This is a genomic window from Bacteroidales bacterium (assembly GCA_012517825.1).
In the GTDB taxonomy this organism is placed as follows: domain Bacteria; phylum Bacteroidota; class Bacteroidia; order Bacteroidales; family JAAYUG01; genus JAAYUG01.
In genome coordinates this window covers 31,901-52,625 of the sequence record JAAYUG010000136.1, presented here as the reverse complement: position 1 = coordinate 52,625, position 20,725 = coordinate 31,901, and the positions used below count along the sequence as shown (strand labels likewise).

Here is a 20,725-nt window from a genome sequence, read left to right as displayed (position 1 = left end):
TCTATCAGCTCGGACAATCCAGAAAGGTACGCATCCTGATTCAGGGGTATTACCTGAGCATTCCTGTCCAGACGGTAGATGGTTTTTCGATCTCAGGAAGCGGAAGTGTGAACGGACGATTCGATCAGATCTCCCTTACCTATACTGTCGATGATCAGAGTGAAATCAATACCGTGCAGAATATTCTTACACGGTAAGATATTCTGTCAGAAATACTGCAAAACCTTATTGATTTTTTGTTCCAGTTCCGACAGGGCGAAATTTCGTACAAGACGGAACTGTTCCTTTCCTTCATAGAGAAGCAGTACCGCCGGAACAGTGAAAACCAGATACCGGCCCGCCATCTCCGGTATTTCTTCAACATCAATCCATTTTACCTGCAACAAGGCATATCGGCTGAAAAGTTCCTTCAGCTTTGGTTCAATAGCGTGACAAACAGAACAATCGTTGCGTTGAAAAACCAGCACCTGAAGCTCCTGAGTATTTCCCTGCGCCATATCAGCCATGCGGTACCGTTTACTTTTCTTCCAGAAGAACCACAGCCCAGGCGGCAACAGCCAGGCCCTGACCCACTTCTCCCACACCCTCATTCGTTCCGGCCTTGATTCCAATCTGCGAAGGAGAAATATTCAAAAGAGAGGCCAGTACCTGCTGCATCTGGGGAATAAAATCCCTGATTCTGGGCTTTTCCAGCAGTACTGTGGTATCGATGTTCCCAACCCTGAACCCCTGTTCCGAAATAAGATCTCTCACCCGTACAAGAAGTTTTTTACTGTCAATACCCCTGAACTCTTCGGAGCTGTCGGGAAAGTGCCACCCGATATCGCGCAATCCTGCCGCTCCGAGCATGGCATCCATAAGGGCATGAAGAAGAACATCCCCGTCGGAATGTGCCACACATCCCCTGTCGGAAGGAACATTCACACCGCCAAGCACCAAAGGAATTCCTTCCTTCAGCCTGTGAATATCATATCCGAATCCTATCCGCATGTATCTGTACTGATTGTGGCTTCCTGATAAACTGTTCTGCCGGAAACAAATGCCATCTTTCCGGCAGTTTTTTTGGAAATATATCAGCTATTTGCTCTTCTTCTGCTTTTCAAACAGGAAGGAAAGGGTAAACCTCACCGTATTGGCCAGCGGATTCTGACGTCCTGAAACAGGCACAAGATAGGCAAAGTCGAGCCCAAATACATTCAGCTTCATTCCAAAACCAACGGTAAAATACTTGCGGTTGCCTTTGGTCTTGTCCTCATGGAAATATCCTCCCCGCACGGCAAACTGGCTCCTGTAAATGTATTCAACCCCGGCTGAAAACATAATTTCGCGCATTTCTTCCTTGAATCCTCCGGGGGCATCATAAAACGACTGGAGCATACCGACGGGTACCGATACATTGGGATCTTTGCCGTACAAAATCTTTGGTTTTCCGTTTACCGTAGCCGTATCGTAGATGGGACTTGTCGGCACAAGCAACTTGTTCAGATCGAGGGCAAACGACAGGGAATTGAATTCGTCCAGTTCAGTAGTCAGCCGGCTGCCAATTCGCAGGTCAATGGGAATAAAGCTCTTTTGCTGATTATCAGTATACGATATCTTGGTACCGATATTGGAAATATCAACCCCAAACGCCAGTTCTCCATCCTTATCCTTTAACTTTACCGGGGTATGGTAGTATGTTGCAACATCGGCAGCAAAGGCCACACCGGGTTTTGTTTCTCCGCCCACACCTTCCACATAAATGTTTCCTGTCAGATCGCTCCGTATGAAGCGAAACGCAATTGCTCCTGAAATTTTATCGGAAAAGAGGCGGGCATATCCGGCATCAATGGCAAATTCGTTCGGATTGAAAGGCTTAATGAAATTCCCGTTATTGTCAGTAAAATCAATCTGCCCCAGCGAAAAATACCGCAGTGAACCACTTATAACCTGCTGGCGATCAATACGGTAATATCCAATCAGGTAGGCCAGGTTGATGTCGTTCACCAGATTGCGAAGCCATGGTGTATAAGAGAGAGCTACTCCTCCTTTTTCTTTAATAAAAGCATATTTGGCCGGATTCCAGTGCTGGGAATTGATGTCGGGAGTTGTTGCCGCACCAATATCTCCCATCGCACCTGACCGGGAATCAGGGGCTATGGTCAGAAAAGGAACGGTTGTTTCAATGGTATTTGGTTCGCTTCCGTTCAGCTGTCCGATGGGAATCGTGCTTTGCGCCTGAACAACAAACTGTACGGTCATGAACACAATGCTCAGAAAGACAAGTTTTGCAGTTTTTATTTGTGCCATATTAACAATTTTATTCTTTCCCATTTAGTAAACCTGACAAATATAAAATTTATTGCCCAACCGGTAAAAAAAATCAGCGGATAACCATCATTCTGCCACTTTTGCTATCAGTTCTTCCCTGGCTGTTGACAATCGTTACCTTGTAGAGATAAACACCTCCGGGAAGTTTTCTCCCTGAAGGGCTCACTCCAGACCATATTACGGGAATGGTAACAAAACCCGAAGCACTGAGCGGTTCGCTCCACGAATACACCATTTCGCCCGTCAGAGAATAGATCTGAAGCTGCAGCACCGCGCTTTTCCCTGCCTGATTGTGCTCCAGAACCAATGCCGTATAATCACTGAAAGGATTGGGATAATTGTACAGCCTGCTGATCATGGGAGCGTCGGATTGGAATACCTCAAACGAAATAGAGGCCTCCGACGAGTTATTATAGGTGTCCCAGGCTTTGAACTGAAGGGTGTGCAGGCCCGGCACCAGACCGGAAAGAGGGAATTCCACGCGTCCCTGCCGGTAATCGTCGGGCTCAGCTATATAAAAATCATTCAGTACAAACCGCTCTTCATTGTCAAGAATCACAGTGATATCGTGACCTATTCCGCTACCGGTGGTATTGATCCCGTGCTCGTCCTGCAGTAAGGCAATCAGTACCGGATTTTCGGAAGTTACTCCTCCGTCCCTGAAAAGGGTATCGTTCAAATACAACCGAATGAAAGGGCCCTCATTATCGGTTTCCGCCTGCGGAGAAATACCGCCTATAACAATGTTCTGCAAAACACCGTTGGCCTGCGTAGCGTCTGATTTTGCATACAGGCTTATTTTCCCCTTTCCCGGCAGGTAATTGATGTCCTTGGGCACAAAAAGCCTGAACCGGAATTTCCCTTCCGCAACTTTTGCCTGCCCTTTAAACAAAATGCTATTGAAGCTGGAATATTGAAAACTCCCTTCTCCGTCATTGTTGAGTGTGGTAATTATGGCCGGCTTGTCGAACAGCGCTGCCACCAGATTGCCCCTGAAATCCGGAGCAAAATTCCCCCCGGCATCTTCAATATGCCCCGAAACCATCATGCTGCCAAGCGCCTTGACCGTATCGGCAAAGTCCTGAACAGGAATTCCGTTCAGGGAATCAACAACAATTTTCCACTGCGGGTAGGCCAGAACAAGAGAAGGATCGCCCAGCAGAACAAAATTCAATTTGTTCGTACCTGAACCGGAACTGTTTTTGGTAAACCTGATGACATCCCCCAGCCTGAGAGGCGTATTATCCGCATTTCGTCTGAAAATCTGTTTATAGAAATTTTCGTTCAGAACAAAATTCGGACCCGAATAAACCAGCCTGCTGGTACTCAACAGGGCAATCCCTCCCCCGCCCTGACACAGGAGAACCTGCTCACCGGCCGAAGTAGCATCACTGTAATTGGTTCCGCTGATCTTCACATCATCAAACCGGCTGAATTCACAGGTGGCAGTGACAAATAGCGGTAACTTTCCGGTATTTTCCCAACCTTTGATATCGGCAGTCTGAAGAATCCGTTCGTGTGCCAGGCCGTTTTCATTGCCATGACCCACATAATTGACAATCAGTGCACCCTTCTTCATCCGCAGATTAATCGCCTTGTTCACATCCGGATAGGTGGTACCGGTGGAAGAAGAAACCTGCCTGTATGCGTCCAGATAAATCTTTTCAATATTGAACTCCGGATAATTCTCGTCCAGATAAGTGGCAAGCAGGTCACTCTGGTACATGTGGGTACCGTTGTCCTCATCATCGCCTATCATGGTAATCAGATTGTTCCAGTCGCCATGAACGGCCATATTCCGGTAATTTTTCAGTTTCTCCAGTACGGCATCGGCTTCGTTTGCCGATTTTACGGGCAACCGGCCCACGCCGACATCCAGCATGCCGCTGGTCAGCAGTTCCCCGTCATCCAGCATGCCAAAAAAATCATCGCTCACATACGAGGCAGTTTGCGTGATCGAATTGGGAGACTGGTAGGTAAGAATATAGTTCGGATTGGCCGGATTCTGATTCCGGTTATCAAAGGAGCCATCGCCAAAAAGCAGAAGGTATCGCGGCAGATCGTCCTCCGAGGATGCTTTGTCATAAAACAATTTTACCGCATCACGAATAGCAGAAACATCGGGTGTGCCTGATGAAAACTCGTTATAAACCTGCTGGGCCGTAAACACATGTACCCGCAGGCCATCATTTTCCCGCCGTATCCGGGCCAGTTCTTCGGCCTGGGTTATGAAGGCCGGATGGGTAATAATGATCATATCGGCCGGACCAGCCCCATGAATATTCTGATTGGGTGCCGGCCCCACATCTTCCCCCTGGGTAACAGGTGCGGAAAAATCTGCCGAAGGCCGGAATGCAATAAACTCCCTTACCGAGTCGGCAGGGTATCTGAACCGCAAAACCGATCCTGCCAAAGCAGTCTTCATCTTCCGTATCCGATGAATATCCGTAACTTCCCATACCTGAAGATCTTCGGTGGCATTTTCCAGAACATATTCAGCCAGTTCACCGGAGGAGGTCTGAGGAACCGACCGGAAGGCAAAATAATTACCGGTCATACGAAGCATCCTTTCTGCGGTGATATCAATATAGTCAAGCCACGCAACTGCCGCAAGGTCAGGCCGGTTGTACTGCAGGGTGACTGTAACAGGGGATCCCGCCACAGAAACTGTATACGACGCTTGTCCATACGATGCATAATTCCCGGTTGAACTCGACAAACTAACAGGGGAAAAGCTGATGCTGCCAAGGAAAGCATTGTTAACCTGAACCGAAAGTGAAGTAGTACTGCTGTAACGTCCGGCAGCCGTCACAAAAACCTTTACCGGAACGGCCGGATTTATATCAGGTATGGCAAAACTGAAACTTCGCGATACGTTCACATCAAATGCCTCTCCAAACCACTGGGAGCCTGAACGGATCAGATTGACCAACTCGTTCTCATGCCACTGATGTTCAGGAAAGGTGGTAATGCTTTTTACCGCACCGGCCTGACCGGGATCATATTCTTCTATTTCTTTCCTCAGCCCCTGAACATCGGAAATGAAATACCAGGCAAAATTACTGAAGCCATGAACCGTGTGACGAAACATGGACTGCGACTCATTATAATACCTCTTTACCGGGCCCTCTGCATAGAACAACAGGTAATCCCCGGGTCCGAAAACACCGTCAGAGCCTTTGTTAAAAAAAACGGGAACTTCCGCCATATCATCAAGCGTCCTCTGCCCCGGAACCACCGGAAGCATCCCGCTACCGTATCCGAATAACCTGACTCTGGAAGGATCGGCAAATCCAAGTTCCTGTAAACGGGCATAGGTCAGTTTATAGATACCGTTTTCCGCAACCTTAATCCGGTACCATTTACCGCTTGCCATTAATGATGCAGTGCTCCGGATTCCGGCACTTTTCCGGGCTGTCTCTGCCATTTGTTCAGATGGAGTAATGTAGATCCTGAAAGAAACCAGCCTTTCAGGGATTCCTGAGTCAGGATTTTTTCTGAACGGGAGAACCCGAAGTACAGTAACTGTCTTCTTTCTTTCAGTGGACAGAAAAACAGTAAATGACAATGTATCCGGAAGAAGACCAAGATCCTGCCTTTCTTCTTCGGGAACAGGCTCGTACACTGCCCCGGGCAGAATGCTGACCCGCATCCCTGCCCTGCCCGGAAACAGTTCCTGAAAATAAGGAAGTGTGAACAGGCTGTCGGGATATACGGCCCCATCGAAGGAAGGAATCTTTTTGCGGATGCTGTCAATCATCACCTGATGCGGCTCATGCCATTGCAGCCTGCGGAAATACACCTGCTGGGAGTATATGTCCGGTACCAGTATTAAGCAGGAGAACAGAACCAACAGAACCTTCCGTTTTTTATGCTGAAAAAATATCTTCATCGGAGAATGAACAGGCAAGAAAATGTAACCATTAAACGTTATCTTCGTATATTTATTGCAACAAGCCAATGTTGTCGGGTGTAAACTTAGTGAAAATTACAGGAATTGTTTTACGCCGGTGGTGGTTTATATTGTTCGTCATGCAGGTGATCAATATATCGGTTTCCGCTCAGGATGCTGTTTATTCGCAGCCGTATGAGCAGTTGCTGAATCTGAACCCCGCCTTTGCAGGAGCCCGCGGATACGGATCGGTTTCTGTTTTTCACCGGAGCCAATGGCTTCAACTGAATAACCCTTTCCGGTACTATGGCGTTTCAGCCAGCCTGCCGGTCGAACGGATACATGGAGCAGCAGGATTTGCGGTGGTTCGGGAAAACTATTCCGGACTTTTTTCTATTACGCGGGCTGAATGCATTTACAGTTATGAGGCCGTGATCTCCTCAGCCCTATCGGCCAGTTTTGCCATACAGGCCGGAGGAATTCAAAGCGGATTTAATACTTCGGAGCTTCTGTTCCCCGATCAGATTGACCCGGCCACTCTGACAACCCTTCCGGGAAATGAGACCGGCCTGCCTCCCGGTAAAACAGTTCCCGATTTCGCAACAGGCTTTGCAGCAGTTTACCGGTCCATGTATTTTGGGGCATCGGCCCACCATCTGACCCGGCCTTTGCTGTCAGGCGGATACCGGATTCCGTTGCGTGTTACGGCCCATGCCGGTTATAACTTCGAAATTTCGCGGAGCCTTCTGAGCTTGCAGCCTCTCAGCATTTCGCCCAACCTCACATTCTGGCATCAGGGCAATCTGACACTGATTCAGACAGGAAGCTATTTTTCAGTTAAACCGCTTTATGCCGGTATCTGGGCCCGAAGCAATACCAACCTCAGCTGGATTACCGTGGTTGCCCTTGCCGGAATGAATGCGGGACGCCTCCAGGTGGCTGTTTCGTACGATGCCGACGCTTTGTCAGCTTCCCGGCTTCCCCGGAAAGGTTCCTGGGAAGTTACCTGTTCATTAAAAGTTGACCAGATAAAGAAAAGAAAAACCATTCATGCAATAAAATGTCCCAAAATTTAGTTATGTTTGTACATCAAAAAAATTTTTGTGTATATTTGAATCTGAATCAAATCAAAACTCCTATGAAAATCAAGGCAGTTTTTTTAGCTGTTTTAGTAGCTGGAACTCTTGTTTTGTCCTCCTGTAAAAGCGGCGGAGACATCACACAATCCGGCAAGGAATCAACAAAAACAGGATGGGCATATAATGATCGTGAAAACGGTGGTTTTGAAGTTGTGACCAAATATGAACAGACAACAGGTCCTGGCCTGGTGTTCATTGAAGGTGGTTCATTTACCATGGGCCGGGTTGAACAGGATGTCATGTTCGACTGGAACAATGTTCCCCGCCGGGTTACTGTCAGTTCGTTCTATATGGACGAAACCGAAGTGCGAAATGTAGACTACCGTGAATACCTTTACTGGATCAGCAGGGTTTTTGCCCAGTACCCCGATGTTTATAAAAATGCCCTGCCCGATACGCTCGTATGGAGAAGGCCGCTGGCTTACAATGAACCTTACGTGCAATACTATTTCAGGCATCCCGCTTACAATGAGTATCCGGTAGTAGGTGTCAACTGGCTGCAGGCCAATGATTACTGTGCCTGGAGAACTGACAGGGTGAATGAAAAAATTCTGATCGACAAAGGAATTCTTCAGTGGGATCCCAACCAGCAGGGAGCGGAAAACTTCAATACCGATGCATACCTTGCCGGCCAGTACGAAGGCCTGGTAAAACAAAACCTGCCTTCCCTTGATCCGAACAAAGAAGAAAGAAAAGTGCGTCTGGAAGACGGAATTCTCCTGCCGAAATACCGCCTCCCGACCGAAGCCGAATGGGAATTCGCAGCCTTTGCCCTCATTGGCAACTCCTATGACGAAAGAATTTATGAACGCCGTATTTATCCATGGAACGGACACAACGTGCGGAACGATGTTAAAAAATACAGAGGCGAGATGCGGGCTAACTTTGTCCGTGGCCGTGGCGACATGATGGGTACTGCCGGAAATCTTAACGATAATGCCGAAATACCGGCTCCTGTAAAATCTTACTGGCCCAATGACTATGGCCTTTACAACATGGCCGGAAACGTGAATGAATGGGTAGCCGATGTCTATCGTCCGCTCTCTTTTGAAGATTTTGACGAATTCAACCCCTTCCGTGGAAACGTGTTCATGGAACTGGAAAGGGATGAAGAAGGAAAAGTTGCCCAGAAAGACAGCCTCGGCCGCCTGAGATACCATCCCGTACCCGCTGAAAAAACTGCCCAGCGCTGGAATTACGACCACTCAGATTACAGGAATTACCAGGACGGCGACTTTACATCAAGTATTGAATACACCAATGAAGATGCCGATAAAGGCCCTGGTTCACAGCGCATGTATGCACAGAAAGAACAGGATTACGCATCGCTTATCAATGACGAAGTACGTGTTTACAAAGGCGGTAGCTGGAGAGACCGTGCCTACTGGCTCAGCCCCGGTACCCGCCGGTACCTGCACGAAAAAGCTTCGCGCGACGACCTCGGATTCCGCTGTGCTATGACACGCGTCGGACCTCCTGCCGGCAAATAAATACGATTCCGTTTGCTGAATAAAATCTACGGGGCTGCTGCAGAAATACGTTTTCAGCAGCCCTGTTTTATTTCCTTCCTGGCAAACAAAACGATATGGAAATAAGGGAACTCCATCAAATTTTTCTTCACAATCCTTCTGTTGTCATTGACAGCAGAAAAGCCCATACGGGCTCCCTTTTCTTCGGCCTCAGGGGAAACATCTCCGAAGGAGGAGCCTATGCAGCCGATGCCCTCAGCAAAGGATGCACATTAGCCATCGTGGACAAAAAAGAGCACGTTGTTTCAGAAAAATGCCTGCTGGTGCCCGATGCGCTGGAAACACTTCAGCAACTTGCCTTCTACCACCGCCGGCAGTTCCCCGTTCCTGTAATCGGAATCACCGGAAGCAACGGAAAAACTACTACAAAAGAGCTTATCGCTGCAGTACTTTCGCGTAAAAAAAAGGTGGTTTTTACCGAAGGCAATCTCAATAACCATATCGGAGTTCCCCTGACCCTTCTCCGTATCAGTTCCGAAACAGAAATTGCCGTTATTGAAATGGGCGCCAATCACCCGGGTGAAATCGACTTTTTATGCCGCCTTGCCCTGCCCGGCTATGGCCTCATTACCACTATCGGTAAGGCCCACCTCGAAGGATTCGGATCCTTTGAAGGAGTTATCAGGGCCAAAACCGAACTTTACCGTTTTCTGGAGGAAACAGGAGGAACCATTTTCCTTAACGCTGACAACCCGCTTCTGGTGGAACAGGCGCTTCCACTGAACCTGAAAAAAATTACCTACGGCAGTCAGCCCGGATGTGATTGCCGGGGACAACTGATTCCGGAAGAACCTTTTTTATCTTTTACCTGGTATCCTTCCGGCGGTTCGGAAGGACATACGATAAAAACCAATCTGGTCGGACAGTATAACCTTGCCAATGCCATGGCGGCAATTTGCACCGGAATGCACTTTGGAATACCTGAAAAAGACATTTGTTCAGCAATTGAACAGTACATGCCCCGGAACAACCGGAGCCAGTTCCAGAAAACCCGGTACAATGAACTGATACTCGATATGTACAATGCCAACCCATCGAGCATGGAAGCTGCCCTGCTCCATTTTGCTTCTCTGCCGCACCCCCGCAAGGTGGTAATTCTGGGCGATATGCTTGAACTGGGATCCTATGCCGGCGAAGAACATTCACGCATCCTCCGGCTCACTGAATCGCTTCCTGCTGAAAAAATCATTACGGTGGGTCCCGAATTCCTCAATGCCTCCAAAGAAGGAAGAACAATGGCTTTTACCTCAACCGATGAACTCATAGAGGAACTTAAAAGGAATCCTCTTAAGGGATGTCAGATACTGATCAAAGGTTCACGCGGAATAGCGCTCGAAAAGGTTCTTCCGTATCTTTGAAAAATTCAGGAGGAATCTCAGGCTTTGTCAGATGATGTTTTCTGGGCAATTTCGTCGTCCACCAGAATGCGTCCGCAGTATTCGCAAACAATAATCTTTTTGCGCGACCTGATGTCCAGCTGCCTCTGGGGTGGAATTTTATTGAAACACCCGCCGCAGGCATCCCGTTCTACGGTAACTACGGCCAGACCGTTACGGGCATTACCCCGGATTTTTTTATAAGCTGTCAGAAGACGCGGCTCAATAATCGCCTCAATCTCCCTTGACCTCTGCAAAAGCTGTTCTTCTTCCTTCTGCGTTTCGGCTACAATCTCTTCCAGTTCTTTTTTCTTCTGATCGAGATCGCTCTTCCGTTCATTCAGAAGAGCAGTGGCCTGATCAATCGCGTCCTTTTTCAGGGCTATCTGAGCTGTAAATTCCTTTATCCTCTTTTCGCAGAGTTCAATTTCCAGTGTCTGGTATTCTATTTCCTTGGAAAGAGAATCATATTCCCGGTTGTTCCTGACGTTGTTCTGCTGTTCCTGATACTTCTTGATCAGGTCCTTTGCCTGGGCAATCTCGGTCTTTTTATTACTGATGGCTGTTTCAAGACTTTTGACTTCCCCTTCCAGATTTTTTACCCTCGTTTCAAGACCTGCAATTTCATCCTCGAGGTCCTGAACTTCAAGAGGAAGTTCTCCCCGCAGGATCCGTATTTTATCTATTTCAGAATCAACTTTCTGAAGTTCAAAAAGTGCACGCAATTTCTCTTCAATGGAGATGTCAGCTACTTCAGTCGTCTTTGTCTTCTCTGTTGCCATAGGTTACAGATAATTTACCGGATTGAAATCCCTTTTCGAAAAATGAACTGCAAAGTTAGGTAATTTTTTTATAAGAAGTTCATAAAAAATTTCTTTCGCACCGACTTCGGTTTCGTAATGTCCGGCATCGACCAGCAGGAGTTTACCTGCGGCCTCAATAAACTGATGGTATTTAATATCGGCCGTAACAAAGGCATCGACTCCTGCTGACAGACAGGCCGGAATCAGAAAGGAACCACTTCCGCCGCAGACCGCTATTTTATAAACCTGATTTTTTGCGGGAGCAGAATAGCGCACCGATTGAACGGAAAGTGCCTTTTTTACCATGGTCAGAAATGCATCAGTATCCATGGGTTCCGGAAGATGCCCCGTCAGGCCGGCACCGGCTACGGGTGAGGGATTGGCCAGTGGAATTATGTCATATGCCACTTCTTCATAGGGATGTGCCTCCAGCAGATGACGGAGGATTTTGTCCTGCAGGTAATCAGGGAAAATCACCTCTACACGCGTTTCGGGTTCCGTATGGTCAATGCCCTTCTCTCCCACAAAAGGATTTGCTGTGTCGGACCCTCTGAATGTTCCATACCCTTCGACATTGTAACTGCAATGATCGTAAGCACCAATATGCCCCGCCCCGGCTTCAAACATAGCCTGCCTTACACGCCCAGCATACTGATGAGGAACAAAGGTTACGAGCTTGTATAACCGGCCGGATAAAGGACTCAGGATTTCTGTCCCGTCTAATCCCAGTTTTTCAGCCAGTCGTTCATTGACCCCGTACTTGATATTATCGGCATTGGTATGGCATGCATACAGATTCAGATGATTCCTGACAGCCTGAATCAGTATCCTGTCAGGATAAGCACCCTGGTTCAGCTTTTTTATTCCTTGAAAAATCAGCGGATGATGCGAAACAATGACATTGGCTCCGAGAGCAAGAGCTTCATCAACAACGGCTTCTGATACATCGAGGCATATCAGTACTCCGGTTGCATCTGCCTCCCTGTCACCTGTTATTAAACCGGCATTATCATAACTTTCCTGATAAGCCAGGGGAAATTTCTCTTCCAGACAGGCAAGTACTTCTTTAACTTTCATGTTTGTTACCTTGAACTATGCAAAAGAACCTTCCCTTGAAAGTCAAATGGAATCTTTAATTTCAAGCAGCATATCCTTCACTTTCTGCAAAATCCGCACAACCTCGAAGGTGCTTTCCGTCTCCTCACGGTTCTCCTTAAGCTTCTGCTTGGCCCCCTTGATAGTCATTCCCCGTTCTTTTACCAGATGATAAATCAGATGAAAGTTCCGGATATCTTCCCGGGTAAAAAAACGGGTACCCTTTTTATTCTTGTGCGGCTTAAGAATGTCAAATTCTTTTTCCCAGTATCGGATTAAGGAAGGTTTGACATGAAACATTTCGGCCACCTCACCGATGGAATAATAAACCTTTTCGATCCTGGCTTCCTTATAGGGCATTGGTAAATCAGTATTAGAGCAATTCAGCCACCTAAGTTAGAAAAAAACCTCGTTTCCCTGCAGTTTTTCTCTTCTTCTGCCTGAAAAACATATCCCTTCCTTTTACCAGAGAAACAAGGTGTCCGGCAGAAAATCTCAGTCGAATGTCCGATTGGAATTGGTGGAAATCTCAATCAGCTTGTCATATTCTTCGGCACTGAGATCATTGAAATAGTAATTGATCGGATTTACCGGCTCCCCGTTAATGTGCACTTCATAGTGCAAATGGGGAGCTGTTGAAAGTCCGGTATTTCCGACATATCCGATTACATCGCCCCGTTTTACATGCTGACCTACCTTCACATTAAATCCGCTGCAGTGCGCATACCAGGTCTCATATCCAAATCCATGGTCAATGACAATTTTCCAGCCATATCCGCGATACGATGCTTCGAGTTCTTTCACTACCCCATCACCGGTTGCATAAATTTCCGTACCCACCGGTGCCGTAAAATCCATACCATAGTGGAACTTTTTTATTTTGTAAACCGGATGAATGCGCCACCCCCAACCTGAAGCGGTTCGTGTAAGATCTTTGTTGGATATGGGCTGGATGGCAGGCAAAGCCTTTAACATTTCTTCCTTGCGCATAGCAAGTTTGATAATTTCATCGTACGACTTCGACTGGATATAAACCTTTTTGGTGATCTTATCAAGTTTCTTGGCCGTAGCAATCAACAGATCGGAAAAACTATACCCCTCCATGTCAGCATACCGGTCAGTACCTCCGATTCCTGCTTCCCTGACCGACCTAGGTATGGGCTTTGCTTCAAAAATCGTCCGGTAAATATTGTCATCCCGTTGCTGTAAATCTTCCAGCACTGCATTTAAATTATCCAGTTTCTTGTTGAACAGCTCGAGCCTGACTTTCAGCTGTTCATTTTCACGCAGAAGCTTCCTTTCCTTCGGAGAATTGAAGAAACTTGAGAACAGAACATAATAAATGATTGCTATGGCAACACTTGCCATAAAATAGGTAAAAAACTGGATAATGCGTGTTTTGATTGTAAAAGATATACGGTCGTAGCTGAGCGATTCGGGATTAAAACGGTATTTGATTCGTGCCATATCTAATCGATTGGGAAAGTGTATTATAAACCAAAATTATATATATTATTGATATTGAACGCAAATCTATAGAAAAAATTTAATTTTACAAGCTCTGTTAAAATGAGATTTTTTTAAAATAATTTAATTATCAATTAGTTGAAAGGTGATGAACGCTTCGGAGATTCGGCAGAAGTTTTTGAAATTTTTTGAGGATAAGGGACATACAATTGTTTCCTCTGCTCCCATAGTACTCAAGAATGATCCTACCCTGATGTTTACCAATGCCGGCATGAATCAGTTCAAGGACATATTCCTTGGTAACCAGCCTGCACCGCATCCCCGCGTTGCAAATACGCAGAAGTGTTTGCGCGTATCGGGCAAACATAACGACCTGGAAGAAGTAGGATATGACACCTACCACCACACAATGTTTGAGATGCTTGGGAACTGGTCGTTTGGGGACTATTTCAAGGCGGAGGCCATCGACTGGGCCTGGGAATTTCTTACCGAAACCCTGAAGCTTGACCCGGAAAACCTGTATGCGACTGTTTTTGAAGGAAGCGACGATGAAGGAATCCCTTTCGATGAAGAGGCATACACCTGCTGGCTCAAACATCTTCCTGCCGGAAAAATTATCAGGGGGAACCGTAAGGACAATTTCTGGGAAATGGGAGATACAGGGCCTTGCGGGCCATGTTCCGAAATTCATATTGATCTGCGAAACGAAAAGGAACGAAAGGAAACCCCCGGCCATCTTCTGGTGAATACCGGAGATCCCAGGGTTATTGAAATCTGGAACCTGGTTTTTATTCAGTTCAACAGAAAAGCCAATGGCTCTCTTGAGCCGTTGCCCATGAAGCATGTGGATACCGGAATGGGATTTGAACGATTGTGCCGTGTTGTTCAGAAAAAAGATTCCAACTACGATACCGACCTGTTCAGGCCGATCATTTCGGAAACCGAACGCCTTACCGGTTTTCTTTATGGAAAAGAGGAAAAGACCGATGTAGCTATGCGGGTGATTGCCGACCACCTGAGGGCTATTTCATTTTGTATTGCCGATGGCCAGCTTCCTTCCAACACCAAAGCGGGATATGTTTTGCGACGCATTCTGCGCCGTGCCGTGCGTTATGGATACACTTTCCTGAAACAGGAAGAACCTTTCATTTACAAACTGGTGCCCTCCCTGGTGGCGGTTATGGGCGACACCTTTCCCGAAATCAAAAAACAACAGGCACTGGTAATGAAAGTCGTGGAAGAAGAAGAAAATTCCTTTCTCCGCACCCTTTCAACCGGGATACGCCTGCTGCAGCAAATAATGGATTTCCAAAAGGAAAGCAAGGTAATCCCTGGCAACAGTGCCTTTGAACTTTACGACACCTACGGATTTCCTCTCGACCTTACCGAACTGATTGCCCGGGAACAGGGATTTACCGTTGATCGCACCGGCTTTGAACTGGCCATGGAAGAACAGAAAAAACGGTCACGAAATGCCACTGTTGTGGAAACAGGCGACTGGAATATTGTGCATGGCAATACCGAAGAAGGGGTATTTACCGGATATGACAGTCTGGAAGAGGAGGTACTGATAACAAGGTACAGGGTGGTGAAGGCTAAGAATAAAGAACAGGTGCACCTGGTGCTGAACAAAACCCCCTTTTATGCAGAAAGCGGCGGACAGGTGGGCGACAGCGGAACCCTCATCTCCGGCTCGGAGCAAATCAGAATTCTGAACACCTTCCACGAGAACAATCTGATTATTCATCAGGCCGACCGTCTGCCGGCGCATCCCGAATCAGTCTTTCATGCCAGAGTGGACGAAGAAAAAAGAAAAATGACAGCCTGCAATCACTCTGCCACCCATCTTCTTCATTATGCCCTCCGGCAGGTGCTTGGAAAGCATGTAGAACAAAAAGGCTCGCTTGTCGAACCGGAAAGACTGCGTTTCGACTTCAGCCATTTCAAAAAGATGACCCCCGAAGAGATCCGGAAAACGGAACAAATGGTCAACGAAATGATCCGCCGGAACGTTGCCCGGAATGAAATCCGTTCCACTACCATGGACAAGGCCCGGGAAATGGGAGCTATGGCGCTGTTCGGAGAAAAGTACGGATCATCAGTACGTGTAATCCGCTTCGGCGAATCGGTTGAATTATGCGGAGGAACTCATGTTGACTCAACTGCTTCCATCGGACTGTTCAAGATAACCACCGAAACATCCATCGCTGCCGGTATCCGACGCATTGAAGCCGTAACCGGAAAAGCTGCCGAGGATTTTATCTATGAACGAATGGACCTGCTCGACACCCTGCTTTCAAAACTGAACAACCCCAAAAATCCGGTTACCATCCTTGAACAGATCCTGGATGAAAATTCCCGGTTGCGTAAAATAGCCGAAAGCTTCCAGGCTGAGCGGGCCGCCAGGCTTCAGAAAGAATTGCTGGCCTCAGCCGCAAGGATTGGCGAAATCAGCATGGTAGCTGAAAAAATTCAGGCCGATACTCCGGCTCTGCTGAAAGATATTGCTTTTCCCCTGGCCCATGCCTCGGAGAAAACCATCATGCTTCTGGGAACCGAACTGGACGGCAAGGCACATCTGGCCCTCATGATTTCAAACGACCTGGTAAAAAAACTGAACCTGAATGCTGCCGTTCTGATTAAAGAACTGGCTTCAGAAATAAACGGAGGCGGAGGCGGTCAGCCATTTTTCGCCACCGCAGGAGGCAGCAACCCCGGCGGATTACCCAATGCCTTTCAGCGCATGAAAGCCATTGTGGAAACAAAACTTGCAAATTAGCATCCGGATTTCAGTAATTGTTTATTTTTATCCCAAAATCTGTTTCCATGGAAATTACCCGCACCTTTGACATTCTTGACAATTACCTTGTCAGGTTTCCCGAAAAACAGGATGCCCTGGCGGCAAAGAAAAACGGATCGTGGATAACCTTTAGCAGCAAAGAATATGTAAAAAATGCCAATTATGTAAGCTGTGGGCTTTTGCAACTTGGTATTTCGAAAGGTGACAGAATCCTGAGCGTTTCCAATAACCGCCCTGAATGGAATTTCCTTGACATGGGAATGAGCCAGATCGGAGCGGTGCACGTTCCGGTTTATCCAACCATCAGCAGGGAAGAATACCAGTACATTCTGCAACATTGCGAACCAAAGATCATAGTGGTTTCTGATAAATCACTGCATGATAAAATCCGGCCCATTGCCGAAAACCTTCTTCCCGGGACCACCATCTTTACATTCAATGATGTGCCCGGAGCACGAAACTTCGATGAGATTCTCCGGCTCGGAGAGTCGTCTGAAGCAGAATACCTGCCCAGGGTTCAGGAAATAAAAAAATCCATCACCCCTGATGACCTTCTTACCATTATATATACGAGCGGCACAACAGGCAACCCCAAAGGAGTGATGCTGTCGCACCGGAATGTTGTTACCAATGCCAAAGGAGCCCGCAATATTCACTGGTACAACAATCAGCACAAAATGCTCAGTTTCCTTCCCATCTGCCATGTTTTTGAACGCACCATAAATTATCATGTTCAGATGGAAGGGATTGGGATTTACTATGCAGAAAATCTCGGAACCATTGGCGATAACCTGCGTGAGGTGAAGCCGGAACTCATGATCTCGGTGCCACGGCTTATCGAAAAGGTTTATGATAAAATTATTGGCACAGGCAAATCCCTTCCCTACATCAAAAAACAAATTTTCTTCTGGGCGGTCAATCTGGGACTTAAATATGACTATGTGCTGAAAGGTAGTCCTTTTTACAGGCTTCAGCTTGCCCTGGCACGGAAACTGGTATTCAGCAAATGGCAGGCATCACTGGGAGGAAATCTCGGGCTTATTGTCGTTGGTGGTGCAGCACTTCAGCCAAGGCTTTCACGGATATTCGGAGCGGCAGGAATACCAACCGTCGAAGGATACGGACTTACCGAAAGCTCTCCGGTAATTGCCGCCAACAATATGCGTACGGGCGAAGTCCGTGTTGGAACCGTCGGACCAGTTTTTGAAAATGTTGAGGTACGGATCGCTGAAGATGGTGAAATCCTCACAAAAGGCCCCTGCGTAATGATGGGCTATTACAAAGATCCGGAAAAAACAAAGGAAGCCATTGACGAGGAAGGCTGGCTCCATACGGGCGATATCGGTATTCTGGTAGAGGGAAAATACCTGAAAATTACCGACAGGAAAAAAGAAATCTTCAAGCTCTCCAGCGGTAAATATATTGCACCCCAGTCTATCGAAAACATGCTCAAGGAATCGATGTTCATTGAACAGGTCATGGTAATAGGTGAAAACCAGAAATTTGCCAGTGCCCTCATCGCTCCGAATTTTTCGTTCCTCCACAACTGGGCATTTCTCCATCACGTTAATTTCCACGACAACAATGACCTGATCAGCAATCCCCAGGTGGTTGCCAGATATCAGAAAGAAATTGCCCGCTATAACAAGCAGCTTGGCGAACATGAACGAATCAAGCGTTTCAGGCTGGTGGCTGATGAATGGTCTCCTCAGACCGGGGAACTATCCCCTACCCTTAAACTCAAGCGCAGGGTCCTGCTGGAAAAATACAGCAACCTGATCGACGAAATCTTCAGTGTCGACAAGGATGATATTCTGGATGCCTGACCGAACAGCCGAAAAACTTCATCCTCATGCGGAATAAGAAGCCTGATGGGAAAAGATGAGTGCACCAACTGGTTGGTATGCAGACTCGACCAATTGGTGTATCATGGTTTCTGTATTTTTATCCCAATTCCTCTAAAAATAATTTTGCTATAGCCTGGTTGAATTTGTTAATTCATGGTACTTCGGTTCATTCCTTCTGGTTTCTGATGCGCAAAAGGTACAGGCCAGCAAATGTCAGCAGGCCGTTCAGGATGAGAAGTTCATACCCGAGCCGGTAAGATGTAAGCCAAACCGAAAGAAGGCGTTCAAGCAGGAGGCAAAGCACCGGTGATGCGATAGCCACCCAGGGCGCATAGGCGTCGCGGATCTTCCACCGTGTCAACAATCCGAAAGCATAAAATCCCAGAAGTGGGCCGTAAGTATAACCCGCCACTGTAAAGATAGCACTGATAACACTCTGGTTGTTTATTGCCCTGAAAAGCAGAATTATGACAAGCAATACCAAGGTAATAAAAATGTGCACTCTCTGCCGTATGCGTTTCAGTTCCTGTTCGGTTTTTCCTCCGGCGTTCAGAATGTCAACCGTAAATGAAGTAGTCAATGCAGTCAGGGCGGAATCAGCACTGGAATAAGCCGCTGCTATTATCCCCAGCATAAACATAATAGAAGCAAAATGAGGAAGATAACCCTGACTGACCATCATAGGAAAGAAATCATCCGAGAGGGCCGGACGGGGAATATTCTTCCAGTCGGCATAAATATACAGAAGCGCACCCAGCGAAAGAAAAAGAAGATTGACCGGAACCAGGGCAAAACTGTACCAGTACATATTTTTCTGGGCCTCTTTCAGATTCCGGCAGCTCAGATTTTTCTGCATCATATCCTGATCAAGCCCCGTCATGGCAATTGCTATAAATGCACCACTGAGAAACTGCTGAATAAAATGCTTCCCGGTCCATTCATCGAAAAAGAAAATACGGGAATATTTGCTATCTGCAATTGATGTGACAATACCGGAAAAATCCAGATGCATTTCCCTGGCCACGGCGATAATACATACAACCACTGCTCCTGTAAACAGCAAAGCCTGCAGCATATCTGTCCAGATAATCGTTTTGATTCCTCCCCTGAAAGTATACAGCAGAATCAGGGCCAGCGTTATTACCACTGTAATCCAGAAGGGTACCTGAAGCCTGCTGAAAATGGTAACCTGCAGGACACTGGCCATCAGATAAAGACGAAAAGCTGAACCAATCGTGCGGGAAATCAGAAAAAATACAGCTCCGGTTTTGTAACTTTTTTTTCCAAAACGCTGCTCAAGATATCCGTAGATGGAAGTCAGATTGAGGCGGTAATAAAGCGGCAACAGAAAACCAGCTATAATGGCATACCCCAGCAAATACCCCAGTACCATCTGCAGGTACGAAAACTGTGTGGAGGCAACCCAGCCGGGAACAGAAACAAAGGTAACTCCCGAAATCGAACTCCCGATCATTCCTATTGCTACTACATACCAGGGTGACTTACGGTTTCCCAGAAAAAAACCAAAATTGCTTGCCTTTCTGGAAGTGACCCATGCAACCAGCAAAAGAAGGGCAAAATAAAAAAGAAGGACTGCAAATACTTCGGCAGGTGACATATTAAAATGCTATGCCGTGCAAGGATAATAAAAATATCCTTATTCTCTAAACCGGAAGAAAATAGCAGATTGAATGGAGGCTTGTAGTATCTTTGCTGCACTTATTCAACTCAATTCATGGCACAATACCAGTATCCTTCCGGCATTTTCGAGCAGGCAGTCAGGGAATTTTCAAAACTTCCCGGAATCGGGACCAAAACTGCCCTCAGGCTTGTACTGCATTTGCTGAAACAACCTAAAGAAGAACTGAAAAATCTTGGCCAGACGCTGATTGACCTGGGCGAAAAAATTCATTACTGCGCATCCTGTAACAACATTTCTGAAGAAGAAATATGCCCGATCTGCTCTGATCCCGGCCGGGATCATTCCACAGTCTGCCTGGTTGAAAATGTACGGGATGTGCTGGCCATAGAAAACACCCGGCAATACCATGGAATCTATCACGTATTGGGCTGTATTATCTCTCCCATGGAAGGGATTGGACCTTCCGACATGCAGCTGAGCTCTCTTGAAAACAAGCTTCAGCAGGGGAAAATAAAAGAAATCATCCTGGCGCTTCCGGCGACTGTGGAAGGCGATACAACCGGATTTTATCTGTACCGTCGTTTTCAGGAATTCCATGTAACCATGACCACCCTAGCCCGAGGAATTCCGGCAGGAGGAGATCTTGAATATACGGATGAAGTCACCCTGGCCCGCTCTATTATCAACCGGACGCCCTTTCAGGCAGGAAACCAGTAACATTCTCCTCTCTTTTCACATTCCTTCTGGTTAATCCCTGCAGCGGGATATGCTGTATAACATATTTATCTATCTTTGCCCCTGTTGATTTATGAACCTTAACAAAAA

General features: G+C 46.9%; 16 protein-coding genes. 7 read left to right on the top strand and 9 right to left on the bottom strand.

Going from position 1 to position 20,725, the window contains the following annotated elements; translation table 11 throughout:
* Positions 1-197, top strand: a 197-nt coding sequence (locus GX419_09360; GenBank protein NLI24899.1) for a hypothetical protein, incomplete at its 5' end; no start/stop codon positions are given.
* Between the two features lie 9 nt (positions 198-206).
* Here GX419_09360 and GX419_09355 read toward each other — a convergent pair.
* From GX419_09355 to porU, 4 genes are all read right to left on the bottom strand, one after another.
* Positions 207-506: a thioredoxin family protein gene (locus GX419_09355; GenBank protein NLI24898.1), complete on the bottom strand. Its 300-nt coding sequence runs from the start codon at positions 504-506 to the stop codon at positions 207-209.
* 10 nt (positions 507-516) lie between these two features.
* Positions 517-990 (bottom strand): 2-C-methyl-D-erythritol 2,4-cyclodiphosphate synthase, encoded by a 474-nt coding sequence (locus tag GX419_09350; protein ID NLI24897.1) that lies wholly within the window; start codon positions 988-990, stop codon positions 517-519.
* A gap of 87 nt (positions 991-1,077) precedes the next feature.
* A complete protein-coding gene (gene porV, locus GX419_09345; protein NLI24896.1) occupies positions 1,078-2,289 on the bottom strand; it encodes a type IX secretion system outer membrane channel protein PorV in 1,212 nt (403 codons plus the stop codon).
* 73 nt (positions 2,290-2,362) lie between these two features.
* Positions 2,363-6,112: a type IX secretion system sortase PorU gene (gene porU, locus GX419_09340; GenBank protein NLI24895.1), complete on the bottom strand. Its 3,750-nt coding sequence runs from the start codon at positions 6,110-6,112 to the stop codon at positions 2,363-2,365.
* A 179-nt stretch (positions 6,113-6,291) separates the two neighbouring features.
* Here porU and GX419_09335 point away from each other — a divergent pair, with 179 nt between their 5' ends.
* The 3 genes from GX419_09335 to GX419_09325 all read left to right on the top strand — a co-directional run bounded on the left by GX419_09335 (position 6,292) and on the right by GX419_09325 (position 10,228).
* The gene (locus GX419_09335) at positions 6,292-7,278 is read left to right on the top strand and encodes a PorP/SprF family type IX secretion system membrane protein (protein ID NLI24894.1); all 987 of its coding nucleotides are present in this window, start codon (positions 6,292-6,294) and stop codon (positions 7,276-7,278) included.
* Positions 7,279-7,340: 62 nt separating this feature from the next.
* Positions 7,341-8,831: an SUMF1/EgtB/PvdO family nonheme iron enzyme gene (locus tag GX419_09330; protein ID NLI24893.1), complete on the top strand. Its 1,491-nt coding sequence runs from the start codon at positions 7,341-7,343 to the stop codon at positions 8,829-8,831.
* A 95-nt stretch (positions 8,832-8,926) separates the two neighbouring features.
* Positions 8,927-10,228: a UDP-N-acetylmuramoyl-tripeptide--D-alanyl-D-alanine ligase gene (locus tag GX419_09325; protein ID NLI24892.1), complete on the top strand. Its 1,302-nt coding sequence runs from the start codon at positions 8,927-8,929 to the stop codon at positions 10,226-10,228.
* A gap of 17 nt (positions 10,229-10,245) precedes the next feature.
* Here GX419_09325 and GX419_09320 read toward each other — a convergent pair whose 3' ends face one another.
* From GX419_09320 to GX419_09305, 4 genes are all read right to left on the bottom strand, one after another.
* Positions 10,246-11,028, bottom strand: coding sequence for a hypothetical protein (locus GX419_09320; protein ID NLI24891.1), 783 nt, complete (start codon positions 11,026-11,028; stop codon positions 10,246-10,248).
* Between the two features lie 3 nt (positions 11,029-11,031).
* Positions 11,032-12,126 carry a Nif3-like dinuclear metal center hexameric protein gene (locus tag GX419_09315; protein ID NLI24890.1) on the bottom strand — a complete coding sequence of 365 codons (1,095 nt, stop codon included), beginning with the start codon at positions 12,124-12,126 and terminating at the stop codon, positions 11,032-11,034.
* A 42-nt stretch (positions 12,127-12,168) separates the two neighbouring features.
* A complete protein-coding gene (locus GX419_09310; protein NLI24889.1) occupies positions 12,169-12,504 on the bottom strand; it encodes a MerR family transcriptional regulator in 336 nt (111 codons plus the stop codon).
* A 135-nt stretch (positions 12,505-12,639) separates the two neighbouring features.
* A complete protein-coding gene (locus GX419_09305; GenBank protein NLI24888.1) occupies positions 12,640-13,611 on the bottom strand; it encodes a M23 family metallopeptidase in 972 nt (323 codons plus the stop codon).
* A gap of 148 nt (positions 13,612-13,759) precedes the next feature.
* On the opposite strand from GX419_09305, the gene alaS reads away from it, so the two are divergent.
* Entirely contained in the window at positions 13,760-16,390 is a 2,631-nt protein-coding gene (alaS, locus tag GX419_09300) for an alanine--tRNA ligase (protein NLI24887.1), read from the top strand.
* A gap of 47 nt (positions 16,391-16,437) precedes the next feature.
* Positions 16,438-18,237, top strand: a complete 1,800-nt coding sequence (locus tag GX419_09295) for a long-chain fatty acid--CoA ligase (GenBank protein ID NLI24886.1) — start codon at positions 16,438-16,440, stop codon at positions 18,235-18,237.
* 187 nt (positions 18,238-18,424) lie between these two features.
* Here the strand turns inward: GX419_09295 and GX419_09290 are convergent, their stop codons facing one another.
* Positions 18,425-19,876, bottom strand: coding sequence for a sodium:solute symporter (locus GX419_09290; GenBank protein ID NLI24885.1), 1,452 nt, complete (start codon positions 19,874-19,876; stop codon positions 18,425-18,427).
* Between the two features lie 117 nt (positions 19,877-19,993).
* On the opposite strand from GX419_09290, the gene recR reads away from it, so the two are divergent.
* Positions 19,994-20,617, top strand: coding sequence for a recombination protein RecR (gene recR, locus GX419_09285; protein ID NLI24884.1), 624 nt, complete (start codon positions 19,994-19,996; stop codon positions 20,615-20,617).
* Positions 20,618-20,725 lie beyond the last annotated feature (108 nt).